This window comes from Streptomyces stelliscabiei, assembly GCF_014873495.1.
Taxonomy (GTDB): Bacteria; Actinomycetota; Actinomycetes; order Streptomycetales; family Streptomycetaceae; genus Streptomyces; species Streptomyces bottropensis.
In genome coordinates, this window is record NZ_JADBGF010000001.1 from 10,080,678 (window position 1) to 10,092,491 (window position 11,814).

Genomic DNA, 11,814 nt, shown 5'->3' on the forward strand with positions numbered 1-11,814 from the left:
AATGGCCACGAACACCGTCACGGACGAACCCCCGGAGATCACCTTCACTCGCAGGGACGCGCTGAAGCTGACCGGCCTCGGCATCGGCTCGGTCGCCGGCCTCGGCGTGGGCGTCGGCGGACTCCGGGCTGTCACCAACGGAGCCTTCAGCGCCGGGTCCGGTGATCCGTACGACCTCTGGCACGACTGGACCTCGATGTCCGGCGTCGAGCGGGTGGTCGCCGCCGGCGTCCTCGCGTGCAACCCGCACAACACCCAGCCCTGGCGAATGATCGTCGACGGCGACACCATCGACGTCCACTCCGACCCGAGCCGGCGGATGCCGCTCAACGACGCGAGCGGCCGTGAACACTTCGCCGGACTCGGCTGCGCCGTCGAGAACATGGTGATCGCCGCCGGACCGGCCGGATTCACCGCCGACGTCGCCCTCTTCCCGGACGGCCCGGTATCGGACCATGTCGCGCGCATCGTACTCAGCAAGGCCCGCACCAGAAAGGACCGTGACCTCGCCGCTGCGATTCCGCACCGGCATACCAACCGCGGCCCGTACACCTCCGCACCCGTCGACGTCAGCGGCTTCACCGAACAGAGTTCCCGCGTCAAGGGGGCGAGCGTGCTGTGGATCACCGACGAGCAGGCGCGGGAGCGGCTGGGCCGGCTCTATGTCGAGGCCACCGAGGCGATCACCGCGGACACCGCGCAGTCGACGGAGGCCTTCACCTGGTTCCGCAGCTCGCGCAGCAGCATCGACAGGCACCGCGACGGGCTCACCCTCGACGGTCAGGGACTGGGCGGGCTGACCTTGTTCGCCGCGAAACTCCTCCCCGCGCAGTCCCGCGAGGACGGCGACGCCTACTGGGTCAAGGCCACCCGCGAGGTGCACACCGCGACCGCCGCCGCCTACGGCGTCATCGCCGTCGACGACGTCACCGACAGAACCGCCCAGGTCAGCGGCGGACGGCTGCTGGCCCGGTTGCACCTCACCGCAACCATGCTCGGCCTCGGCCTGCACCACATGAACCAGATCACCGAACGCATCGACCGCGACACCGCGGCCGGCAGCCCCGACGTCTTCTCCGCCCGCTGGGCCGCCCTGCTGGGCCGCCCCGCCTCGATGGGCCTGCTGTCCTTCCGTATCGGTCACCCCGAGCGCACGCCGGGTCTCAGCCCGCGCCGCAGCCTCGGCGACGTCGTGACCAGCTGACCCCCCGGCAGGTGCGGCGAGTCCCACCGCGCCGCCCGCCCACCAGTTTCGTTCCGTTCAAAGGAGATTCCCTCATGTCCGACTCCAGCATTGCGGAGCAGGCCGGCGGACCGGTGCGCGCCTTGCGCCCCGGTGCCGTTCTGGCCGTGACCTGCCTGGCGCTGGCGACCGTCGTATCGGCCATGGCGTCGCTGAGCGTGGCGTTGCCCGACATCGCCCGCGAGACGCACGCCAACCAGACCCAGCTGTCGTGGATCATCGACTCCTACAGCCTGATCTTCGCTTCGTTCCTGCTGTTCGCCGCGACCCTCGGCGACCGCTTCGGCCGTCGCCGGGCGCTGCTCGGCGGCGTCGCGGTGTTCGGCGCAGTATCGCTGGCCGCGACCTTCACGACCGAGCCGGGCGTCCTGATCGCCCTTCGTGCGGTGCTGGGCGTTGCCGCCGCGTTCGTCATGCCCGCCACGCTGTCCACGATCACCAGCACGTTTCCCCGCGGCCAGCAGGCGCGTGCCATCAGCATCTGGGCGGGGGTCGCGGGCGCCAGCGCCGCACTGGGACTGCTCGCCTCCGGAATACTGCTCGAGGCGTGGTCGTGGCGATCGGTGTTCTGGCTGAACACCGTCATGGCCGCGGTGGCGTTCATCGGCACCTACCTCTTCGTGCCGGAGTCCGCGCAGCCGGGCAGACAGCGCATCGATGTGACCGGAGCGGCTCTCACCGTGGCAGGGCTGGGCGTGCTGGTCTACTCGGTCATCGAGGCGCCCGAGCACGGCTGGGGCAGCACGCGCACCCTGGCAGGCATAGCCCTCGGCCTCGCCGTCCTGGTCGCCTTCGTGGCCTGGGAGCTCAGGCACCCGCACCCCCTGCTCGACCCGCGGCTGTTCCGCAACAAACTGTTCGCGGCAGGATCGATCTCGACCACACTGCAGTTCTTCGCGTTCTTCGGGTTCATCTTCGTCACCATGCAGTACCTCCAGCTGGTGCGCGGTGACAGCGCACTGATGGCCGCGGTGAGCGTGCTGCCCATGTCCGCGGCGATGATCCCCAGCGCCCGCCTCAGCCCGCTCCTGGTCGCCCGGCGAGGCATACGCCGCCCCTGGACCGTCGGCCTGGTCCTGGTCACCACCGGCCTGGTCGTGCTGGCCCAGCTCGACGCCGGCAGTTCGTACTGGCTGGTCGTCGCCGGACTCCTGCCGCTCGGCGCGGGCATGGGCCTGGCCACGACGCCGGCCACCGCGGCGATCACCGACGCCCTGCCGCCACGTCTGCAGAACGTGGGATCCGCCGTGAACGACCTCTCACGCGAACTCGGCGGCGCCCTGGGCATCGCCGTCCTCGGCAGCCTCATGAACGCCCAGTACCGTGACTCCCTCGACACCGGCGGCCTCCCCGCCCCCGTCGCGCAAGCCGCCCGCTCCTCCCTGGCCGCCGCCAACCACATCGGCCACGCCACGAGCAACCCCGCACTGATCGAACGGGCCCGCGACGCCTTCGCCTCCGGCATGCACCTCGCCCTCATCAGCGGCGCCGCGACCACCATCCTGGCCGCCGTCGTCGTCACCCTCCTCCTGCGCCGGACCGGCAAGCCGGGCACGGCCGCCGAACACCCGCAGACCGACGGCACAGACCGAGACACGGCCAAGGCGACGGCATAACCCCCAACCGACCCCCGACACATCCAACACGACGTACGGCGCGAGCGATCACGATTCGTTCCTCGCGCCGTACCAGGAAGGAACCTGACATGACTGTGCTGCGCACTCAGACGGCGCACCAACCCGGCTCTCCCCGATTGCCGGAACCCCTGGAAGCCCTCACCCGCGCCTTCGCTCTCCTCGGCACACGCGGCACCGGGCTCATCGTGGTGGCCCTCGCCAAGGGCCCGGCCGACCTCCACCTGCTTCGCGAGCGCGTCCCCGGTCTCAGCGACGGCCTGCTCACCCGACGCCTTCGGGAGATGGCGGCCCTCGGCCTGGTGACCCGAACCGCCCACCCGGGCACATCCACAAGCACCGTCTACACGCTCGCCTCCCACGGCAAGGCGCTCCTCATCCCCCTGACCGCCCTGACCGTGTGGGCAGAGGGCCATCTCCCTGCGAACGCCTCCGAAGAAGCTCGTTCTGTGCGAGGCGACCGGGCGAGGGTGATTGCGTGAAAGGTCATGAGGACCTGGAGACGGCAGAGCGACACCTATCTGCCCATCCTGTACTCGCTCAGCGCAGTCCTCCCGGCTGCACCCGACGACGCCCGAGGACAAGCCGATGCGCTACCTCCATGTCGATGTCTTCAGCACCCAGCCCTATTGCGGCAACAGCCTGACGGTGTTCCCCGACTCGCCAGACCTCAGCGACAAGCAGATGGCGCGCATCACCAAGGAGATGCGGCACTTCGAATCGGTCTTTCTGGCCCAGGAAGGCTCCAGCAACCGGACCTGGCGTGCGCGAGTGTTCGACCTTGCCGAGGAACTCGACTTCGCCGGCCACCCTCTCATCGGGGCAGCCTGCGTCCTGCACGCTCTGCACGGTGGTGATGACACCGATACCTGGAAGCTGAAGGCCGGAACGGTCGACGTCCCCACCCGGCGCCGCGCAGCGGGCCGGTACACCAGCGTGCTCAACCAAAGCGGTGCCCAATTCCTCGGACGCCCCCACATCCCCGCACTGGCCTCCTGGTTCTCCTTGGACGCCGACGACCTGGACCCGGACCTGCCTCCGGAGGTGGTCTCCACGGGCCTGCGTTACCTGATGATCCCCGTACGCGGCGATGCGATTGCGCGTGCCCGCATCACGCGGGACCTCGCAGCGTCCCTCACTACGGTCGGCGCCCAGTTCGCCTACCTGCTCGACGCCGCCGCCCTGGAAGGACGCCTCTGGAGCAACGACGGCGTCCACGATGACGTGGCCATCGGCAGCGGAGCCGGCTGCGCAGCCGCCTACCTGCGCTGCCACGGCCGAATCGGGACCGGAGAGACTGTCACCCTGCACCAAGGGCGCTTCACCGGCCGCCCCAGTCAGATGGCCATCAGCGCGCACGGCGAAGGACAGGACATCCACTCCGTCACGGTGGGCGGCGATGTGGCGTTCGTCGCCGAAGGACACCTCGCTGAGCTGCCCGCATGACCGCGCCCTCTCTGGCCCCCTCAGCGCCGACGCCATCCGCACTGCGGTCTGGCGCACTTGGAACCGGCGGCCCACGCGCTCGCCGACTACAGCCGGCGTGGGCGATTCCCCGAGGGCGGTCCCTTCGTACGTGGTTCGTCGAGCGATCGCCCGTGGCGGCGGTGCGGGAGTCGAGTGGTGCCTGCCGGCCACCGATATCGGCGTCGAAACGGCGATGAGGCGGATGCCGGGTACTGAGGCACAGGGATGGCGCCGACCGAGGAGGCCGCCCTGGACAGGTTCGCCGAGTTCGCCGACGCGTGGGGCAGGAAGTATCCGGCGATCGTGAAGCTGTGGGAGAACGCCTGGGAGGAGTTCACTCCGTTCCTGCGGTTCGACACCGAGATCCGTCGCATCGTCTGCACGACGAACGCGATCGAGTCGGTCAACGCCCGTATCCGCCGGGCGGTCAGGGCCCGCGGGCACTTCCCCAACGAGCAGGCCGCGTTGAGGTGCGTCTACATGGCGATCATGTCGCTCGACCCCACGGGCAAGGGCCAGGCCCGCTGGACCATGCGCTGGAAGACCGCGCTGAACGCCTTCGACATCACCTTCGACGGCCGCCTCTCCGCAGCCCGTCAGTAACCCCAACTACCGCAGTTACAGCACTCGTTTGACAGTCCCGTTCGACGGACACCGCTCAAGATCGTAACGACAACAGCTACTGATAGCGGCAGAGCTCGTCGATGTCCGCGGCGAAGCTCGCGAACTGAGCCTTGGCCTCCGTGATGATCTCCGGGGCCGGCCGACGCGGGGTGGTCGCGTGCCGTTCGGCGAGCGCGGTCAGGACTGCGTCGGGACGCACGTCGTAAGTCTCGTACATGGCGGCTTCCTTGGGGCCGAGGCCATCGGCCAGTACCCACAAGAAGCCGGACAGGTCCCCGGCGACTACACCGCACTCGCCCTCCGAGTCCATGAACACCACGGGCTGTTCGGCGAGGGGCCGCCCCGGTCGCGCGTACCAGATGGCGGCCTGACCGCCGGTTCCGTCCATCCCGAAGAGCCGGAAGGCGTCGCCGTCGAGCTCGTGGTTCCCAGTCCAGTGACGCAGCCAGTCGGTGGTCTCCTCGGCGGATTCGAAGGCGTCGTACGGCTCGAAGTCCACGCCCTCACCGTCGTCGCCGTAGTCGAACTCGACCCTGGCCACATCGGCCAGAGCAGGCGGAAAGCGCCGGTCATCATCTGTCATCTCGATCACCTGTGCAGACTAACCGCCACCACTGACACCACCGGGTCGACCCCGAGTCAGGGCTGAGGCGGATGGCTGGACCGACGACGACCCGGCATCCGAAGCTCACGGGTGTGCGAGGCAATCACACGACCGGGCGGACGAGTTGGACTCTGCGGACGTCGACACGGAAGACTGCGACACCAGGGCCGGTTGATTCGGACCTCGAGCGTTCGTTCGTCGAGCGCCGTGGTGGTCCACACGTGCTTGCTGTCGGCCATGTCGGAATAGCCCATGCCGTCGCGGGCATCGACTCCTTCTCCGTCTACCCGAGTTCACCGCGACGGAGGGCGTCCCTCATCTCGCTGAGCTTCGCGGTCGTTGCCGGGGTCCGCTCCTGTGCTTGTTCAGCGAGTCGGAGGGCATCGTCGATCTCGCTGAGCTTCCTGGAGGACAGGACGGCCGCCCGCTCCATCAGGTCGTCCCGGGACACGGTGGTCTGCCACGTGCACGGGGTGAAGCCCGGACGCGGGAAGGCGAGCCGCAGCACGCCTTCGAGCGGCAGCCCCTCACCGGCGCCGACCGTGACTTCGATGCCCAGACCGCTGATGTCGAGGCCCGCCGGAGCGACGACCTGCATCACCTGGAACCCGGACGCGTCGTCTCCTGACAGCAGGACGACCAACCTCCGTTCGTCGAACTGGACCCACCAGACTTCGCCACGTTGCACAAGCCCTCCGATACACAGGACGGCAGACAGACGCTGCGCGACCTGACGTGGTGTGAGACGGGGTGCGGCCACCGTTGATCATCCGTGTGTGATAACAAACGATCATGTGGTGGCCATAGGTCACAGCGTAGACCCTGCCTGCTGGCAGGAGGCGTTCGAGGGCTTGATGAGCCGGACAGCGGGACGCTTCACATGGGTCGAATCCCGACGCCGGGCCCGGAAGTTGGTCCCCGGCCTGTTGTCGGACCTGCCGCGCAAGAACTGCTGGACCATCGCCGAGTGGGCCGGGGACAGCCCCCCGGACGGCATGCGGCACCTGCTCGGGAGGGCGATGTCGGATGCCGGCCAGGTCCGCGACGAGGTGGGTGACTACGTGGTGGAGCATCTGCACGACGACGAGGCGGTGCCGGTGGTCGACGGGACCGACGACGCGAAGAGACGCACCGACACCGTTTGAGTACAGCGGCGGTACACCGGCACCGCGGGCAGTATCGAGAACCCTCAGGTCGCCGGCTACCTGGTTTACGCCGGCCGCCGCGGGCACGCCGCAGTGGACCGGGAACTCTAGCTTCTGGTTCTGACGCCTGCCGCTGGAGGACCCGGTCCTGCTGCTCGCCTCACCGCGTGATCGGACATCCCATCAAGGCAGCTCAGGCTGCCTGTTCGCGACCTGCAACACGTTTTGTGTAGGGCGGTCAGGATCAGCGACGGCCGCGGAGTTTGCCCAGCAGGCTCTTGGCCTGGCGCCGACGACGGGGGTCGGCAGCGGCCCGCCGCGCCTGCTCGGCCGTACGACGCCCTTGGGGGCTTCTTGCGAACTGCTTGATACGTTCCATCATGCGTGGCATGCGGCTCCATCCCCTCGGTACCGACGAGTGCCTTCCATGCCTCGGCTACCCCTTTCGGGGCGACTCAGCCCTGGCGCTGAGGAGAAGCTCCGCCAGGTCGATCGGAGCCGAGGGCAGCAGACGGCCGTAGACCTTGGCATCCCTCCAACTCGTGTCGGCGTCCATCTGAACACGCGGGGCCGTACCAGCATGATCGGTCAGGCTCTTCCTGTTGCCCTTCTAGGCGGGGCGGGCGGCGAAAGTGGATACCGGAGGTGACGGAGCCGATGCCGAATGCCGGAGGTCTGAGCTCATGGTGGAGAATCGCTGCCATGAGTGAGAACGTCTACTTCCAAGTTTCCGCGAACGGTGCGGACCTCGGCCGCATCGTCTTCCGGCTGTTCGACGACGTCGTGCCGAAGACCGCCCGCAACTTCCGTGAGCTGGCTACCGGCCAGAACGGGTTCGGCTACAAGGGTGCACCCTTCCACCGGGTCATCACTGAGTTCATGCTGCAGGGCGGCGACTTCACCAACGGCAACGGCACGGGCGGCAAGAGTATCTACGGTGAGAAGTTCGCCGACGAGAACTTCCAGCTCAAGCACGACAGGCCGTTCCTGCTGAGCATGGCCAACGCGGGTCCGAACTCCAACGGCTCGCAGTTCTTCATCACCACTGTGGTGACCCCGTGGCTCGACGGCAAGCACGTCGTCTTCGGCGAGGTCGTCGAGGGCGCGGACATCGTCAAGGCGATCGAGGCGCTCGGCAGCTCCTCCGGCGCCACCAAAAAGAAGATCGTCATTGAGGAGAGCGGCGTCGTCCCCACCGTCTGATCATCGTCCGTTTGGGGCGCGTGTCCAGCGCCCCAAACGGGTGTCCATGTGGGTGCACCACGGTGCCCGGGTGGCTACCGGGCGCGGCAAGGCTGGCCGGGTCAGCCACGTGTGCGATGCCGCCGGGGAGCGGTCAGGTCCGGCGCGGTACCAGCTGGCCGGGTGCCTCCAGCACCAGCGGCTGTCCCAGGCCGGATACGGGCTTCCGTGGCGTGCCGGACGCTGGCGCCTGTACGTGCCACAGCCGCACGGTGCCGTCGAGTGCGCTGCTCGCAAGGGTTGTGCCGTCTGGACTGGAGGCCTTCGTCAGGATGGCCTGGGTGTGACCGGTCAGGATGTTTCCCGATGTCGGTGCTGTCTGTCTCGATGCTGCGCGGGACGTTCAGCCGTTGCCCGGTGACTCGGCGAGACCGACTGGAACTGTTGATACGCCGATCCCGCCGCCGCCGACTCCGGGCGGATCACCCGGGTGGTGAAGCGCGGGTTCAAGCGAATCCAGTACCGCCCCGACCTGGTCGACGCCTGCCTCGCCGCCGCCGAACCCATCCCGGACAGTTGAACGGTAGTTTGCCACCATGTGCATCTCGACGGGTGAGGCCGCGTTCTCCGGCACGATCGTGTATTGCGGCAGGCAGCACCACCCGGTGCACGGCCTGATCCACGTCCTGGGCTACCAGAACACCGCCCTCAATCTGGCGGACGGCCCGAACGCCATGCTGCTGCACCTGCCCACCGCGCAGCTCACCCCCAGGCACTTCCTCTCCGCCGGGCGCACCGGCGATGTCCTGCACCGCATGGTCGCCGCTGTCGAACCCGTCGCCGCCGAAGCCCACGACATCGCGTGGATGAGCGCCGAACCGCAGCCCGTCCACATCTTCGACCACGACGTCTACACAGTGCTCCTGGCTGCCGACCCCACCGCAGTCCCCACCGCGCTGCGACAAGTGCCGCAGCACCGCCGCCCTGACCTCGACCCGGACCTCCTGCGCTTCTACGCCGACCACTTTCCTGACCACACCATCGCCGTGTGCTGCTTCGACAACGCCGACGCGCAACGCGCCAAGCCCCTGCTGCTGTGGTACCCGCCGCTCGACCCCGACCGGTTGACCGTGCCGGCCCTGGACAGCCACACCGGAGCGGCACCGGACCTCGACGCCGCCGTGACCGCGGACCACTGGGTCCTGCTCTCCACCGACCAAGCCCCGGCCGGCTGGGGCGAACCCGTCGACTATCCCGGCAACATGCGCCACAGCCTGCGCGCCTTCCTTCCCACCACCGTAGTGGGCCGGTACTACGGCGAAGGACAGACCCTGCTCAACGGAGACTTCACCATCAGCCACCGAAGCCTTCTCGCCGGCGACCTTGACCGAATCGAGCGCCTGCAACCGACTCGCCGCTGACAAGGCAGGACGACCGGACTGTCGCAGGTCAGCCGAACCTGACATCACCCTTCAAGTCCGGTAGCGGAGGAGCCGGCCATCTGCTGGTCGTGGTGGTGCTCGGCGCGTCACGGGCCGCGAGGATGTCGGCCGGGACGAACTCGCTCCAGCACGCGTGCGTGACGATCGCCGTGGCGAGTTCGACTTCCCGCGCCGTATCCGGAGCGATCTCTCCGCCGCGGTCCAGCATCGACGGCTCCTCGGTGCCAAACCAGGGCCTCGGCAATCCCACCTGCGGCACCGACCCTACGCTGAAGGAGGCAAGCGCTCTCAGGAAACGCCTTGCAAGATCACGGTGGACGGCGAACACGCCTACCCGAGCAGGGGAGTCGGGTCACCCCCTCCAGCCGGATGAACCTCCAGGTCGCCGTCGGTACATCACCGGACCACGGCCCGGATAGCCGTATGAACGTGTATCGCCGACTACCCGCAGCACCGTCCCGCCCCCGGTGGGTGGAGCGAGGTGCGCAAGATCGCGACCCGCATCCGGCGCAGACCTCCGGCGTTTTTTGACAGGCATGGTCGTGGCGGTCGATTGACTGGGGTCGACTCTTTGGTCGGGAAGCGACTGATCAGGGAGCGTCTGGCTGTCTGTCAAGGCAAGTAGTGTCGTTCTCCTCGTGCGGGAGAAAGTGCGTTCCGGGGCCCTGCGGTCACGGTGTGCCGTTCCTCTGCCGCACCGGGCGCCGTGTGGACCGGCGAGGGATCAGCGTCGGCTGCACGAGTCGTCGCCGGTCCACGCCGCCGCGGGCGTTGATGAGAGCGATCAGCAGGTCGACCGCTTCGGTGCCCACCCGGTCGGGGCGGAGGCTGAGCGTGGTGACGGGCGGGGTCGTCGTCGCGTACTCCGGATCCTCGCTGATGCACGCCACCAGCAGGTCCCGAGGTAGTCGAAGCCCGTGGTGGCGTGCGGCGGCGAGGATGTTGTGGCCGGAGTCGGAGTAGACGCCGATGACGGCGTCCGGTTGTGGATCGTCCTTGAGGAGGCGGCCGACCGCGTCCTGTTCGGCCGTGAAGTAGTCGGGCAGCGGGTCGTACTCCTCGACGAGGGCGGGCAGGTGGCGTCCGTCGCACCAGGACCGGTAGGCGTGTGCGATCAGGTGCGGGTACGCGTCGTCGTGAACGGGCAGGCACAGCCCGATCCGTCGGGCGCCGGACTTCACGAGGTGGTCGAGCAGGAGGCGCAGGCCCGCTTCGTAGTCGGTTTCGACCCACGCGTCGTACCAGTGCGGCTGGGGCGGCCGGCCGTCGCAGACCATGGGGATGCCCCGCTCGCGCAGGAGGGAACGAACCGGGTCGTCGGCGCGCGGATCGACGTGGATGACGCCGTCCATCGGCGTGTTGAGCCACATCAGCGGTGACAGGGAACTCGGCATCACCGTGAGCAGGTAGCCGCGTTCGTGCGCCGCGGCCATGGCGCTCAGCGTCAGCTGTGCGTAGTACGGGATCTCGGTGTACGGGACGGGAAGGTCGCCGTACGTCGTCATGGTCAGGCCGAGCACTCCGGTGCCGCCACGGGCCAGTGCACGGGCCGTGCTGGCCTGGGCGTAGCCGAGTTCACGTGCCGCAGCGAGCACACGCTGCCTGGTCGCATCGGACAGCCGGCCGGTGCCGTTGAGTGCGTTGGAGACCGTGGCCGTGGACACCCCGGCCCGTGCGGCGACTGCGCCGAGTGTGGGACGCCGCCAGACAGGCGAGCTCGTCATCTGTACCCCAACAGCCCTGCGGCGGCTTGTGGTTACGACAGTAGGCACACACCGTACCGGGCGTCGGCGGCCGGTGCGGCCGCCGGGTGAGGAGTGATCAGATGTCAGATGTTCTCCACGGCCCCTCCGCAGAGTCCGCGGCCGGGGCGGGCGCTCTCGCGGCGGCCGGTGCCGGTACGGCGGCCAGGGCCGCGACCGGCCGGGCCCCGGTGCGGGTGGCCACCGTGGCGCTGAACGGGCGGGCGTTCACCAAAGCCACCGGCAGCGCGCGAGCGCAGGCGGTGGCCGTCGGCATCTGATCGTCCTCGACCGGCACATCACCGAGGTGCCGGTGAAGGAGATCCGCGCCACCAAGGTCCAGTACACCCTGATCTCCGGACAAGTGGTCCACGACGCGGACTTCCCGACGGGACGGACCCGAGCCGAGGCCGCGCAGCGCATCGGCGCGCAGGGCGTCGGCCGGACATCGGGTGGTTCCTGCTGCCAAGGGCACTGACCCGCACAGACCGACGCGCCTCGGATCCTTCAAGCAGGGGTCGGGGGCGCGGTCGGGAGGGCGCGAGAGGTCGTCACAGCCCTCGCGGTACCTTCCGGGCCCCGGACAAGACATCTCAGGGGGCTAAGAAGTCAAGGTATTGCGGCCCATGACGTTGGTGACGCAGTGTTGGCGCTCGTTGGAAATCCCCCTCAGGAGGTACCCAGACCTGCTCACGCCAGTTCCCCACCGTCTTGATGGGGTGGATCACGGA

The 11,814-nt window shown here is 68.6% G+C and carries 14 protein-coding genes and 3 pseudogenes; 11 read left to right on the top strand and 6 right to left on the bottom strand.

The features are described from left to right. Position 1: 1 nt before the first annotated feature. The 5 genes and pseudogenes from H4687_RS47130 to H4687_RS44075 form a co-directional block, all read left to right on the top strand. Positions 2 to 1,204 carry an Acg family FMN-binding oxidoreductase gene (locus H4687_RS47130; protein WP_225967003.1) on the top strand — a complete coding sequence of 401 codons (1,203 nt, stop codon included), beginning with the start codon at positions 2 to 4 and terminating at the stop codon, positions 1,202 to 1,204. A 74-nt stretch (positions 1,205 to 1,278) separates the two neighbouring features. Then, the gene (locus H4687_RS44060; RefSeq protein ID WP_079028224.1) at positions 1,279 to 2,859 is read left to right on the top strand and encodes an MFS transporter; all 1,581 of its coding nucleotides are present in this window, start codon (positions 1,279 to 1,281) and stop codon (positions 2,857 to 2,859) included. 89 nt (positions 2,860 to 2,948) lie between these two features. After that, positions 2,949 to 3,359 carry a winged helix-turn-helix transcriptional regulator gene (locus H4687_RS44065; RefSeq protein ID WP_046914291.1) on the top strand — a complete coding sequence of 137 codons (411 nt, stop codon included), beginning with the start codon at positions 2,949 to 2,951 and terminating at the stop codon, positions 3,357 to 3,359. A gap of 106 nt (positions 3,360 to 3,465) precedes the next feature. Continuing rightward, a complete protein-coding gene (locus H4687_RS44070; RefSeq protein WP_046914292.1) occupies positions 3,466 to 4,323 on the top strand; it encodes a PhzF family phenazine biosynthesis protein in 858 nt (285 codons plus the stop codon). A 249-nt stretch (positions 4,324 to 4,572) separates the two neighbouring features. Continuing rightward, a pseudogene (locus H4687_RS44075) lies at positions 4,573 to 4,947 on the top strand (transposase); the annotation flags it as partial. A gap of 76 nt (positions 4,948 to 5,023) precedes the next feature. Here H4687_RS44075 and H4687_RS44080 read toward each other — a convergent pair. Then, positions 5,024 to 5,560, bottom strand: coding sequence for a hypothetical protein (locus H4687_RS44080; protein ID WP_046914294.1), 537 nt, complete (start codon positions 5,558 to 5,560; stop codon positions 5,024 to 5,026). A 295-nt stretch (positions 5,561 to 5,855) separates the two neighbouring features. Then, entirely contained in the window at positions 5,856 to 6,260 is a 405-nt protein-coding gene (locus H4687_RS44085; RefSeq protein ID WP_046914295.1) for an mRNA interferase PemK, read from the bottom strand. A gap of 166 nt (positions 6,261 to 6,426) precedes the next feature. On the opposite strand from H4687_RS44085, the pseudogene H4687_RS44090 reads away from it, so the two are divergent. Continuing rightward, positions 6,427 to 6,825, top strand: a pseudogene (locus H4687_RS44090) (transposase); the annotation flags it as partial. Between the two features lie 136 nt (positions 6,826 to 6,961). Here H4687_RS44090 and H4687_RS44095 read toward each other — a convergent pair. Then, positions 6,962 to 7,099: a hypothetical protein gene (locus H4687_RS44095; protein ID WP_167358685.1), complete on the bottom strand. Its 138-nt coding sequence runs from the start codon at positions 7,097 to 7,099 to the stop codon at positions 6,962 to 6,964. A gap of 320 nt (positions 7,100 to 7,419) precedes the next feature. Between H4687_RS44095 and H4687_RS44100 the strand changes: the two genes are divergently transcribed. Further along, a complete protein-coding gene (locus H4687_RS44100) occupies positions 7,420 to 7,920 on the top strand; it encodes a peptidylprolyl isomerase (RefSeq protein ID WP_046914296.1) in 501 nt (166 codons plus the stop codon). Positions 7,921 to 8,053: 133 nt separating this feature from the next. Here H4687_RS44100 and H4687_RS48615 read toward each other — a convergent pair whose 3' ends face one another. Next, positions 8,054 to 8,257, bottom strand: coding sequence for a hypothetical protein (locus H4687_RS48615; protein ID WP_323806059.1), 204 nt, complete (start codon positions 8,255 to 8,257; stop codon positions 8,054 to 8,056). A gap of 102 nt (positions 8,258 to 8,359) precedes the next feature. Between H4687_RS48615 and H4687_RS48790 the strand changes: the two are divergent. Further along, positions 8,360 to 8,479, top strand: a pseudogene (locus H4687_RS48790) (IS630 family transposase); the annotation flags it as partial. Positions 8,480 to 8,495: 16 nt separating this feature from the next. Next, on the top strand, positions 8,496 to 9,320 hold the full coding sequence (locus tag H4687_RS44105; protein WP_046914297.1) for a hypothetical protein: 825 nt from the start codon (positions 8,496 to 8,498) through the stop codon (positions 9,318 to 9,320). A gap of 28 nt (positions 9,321 to 9,348) precedes the next feature. On the opposite strand, the gene H4687_RS44110 is transcribed toward H4687_RS44105, so the two are convergent. Further along, complete coding sequence (locus H4687_RS44110) at positions 9,349 to 9,669, bottom strand: hypothetical protein (protein ID WP_097248606.1); 321 nt, start codon at positions 9,667 to 9,669, stop codon at positions 9,349 to 9,351. Positions 9,670 to 10,012: 343 nt separating this feature from the next. Then, the gene (locus tag H4687_RS44115) at positions 10,013 to 11,065 is read right to left on the bottom strand and encodes a LacI family DNA-binding transcriptional regulator (protein WP_046914299.1); all 1,053 of its coding nucleotides are present in this window, start codon (positions 11,063 to 11,065) and stop codon (positions 10,013 to 10,015) included. Positions 11,066 to 11,166: 101 nt separating this feature from the next. Here H4687_RS44115 and H4687_RS44120 point away from each other — a divergent pair, with 101 nt between their 5' ends. Together H4687_RS44120 and H4687_RS44125 are read left to right on the top strand one after the other, a co-directional pair. Continuing rightward, the gene (locus H4687_RS44120) at positions 11,167 to 11,364 is read left to right on the top strand and encodes a hypothetical protein (RefSeq protein ID WP_046914300.1); all 198 of its coding nucleotides are present in this window, start codon (positions 11,167 to 11,169) and stop codon (positions 11,362 to 11,364) included. Between the two features lie 32 nt (positions 11,365 to 11,396). Next, a complete protein-coding gene (locus tag H4687_RS44125; RefSeq protein ID WP_159026113.1) occupies positions 11,397 to 11,561 on the top strand; it encodes a hypothetical protein in 165 nt (54 codons plus the stop codon). Positions 11,562 to 11,814: the final 253 nt, after the last annotated feature.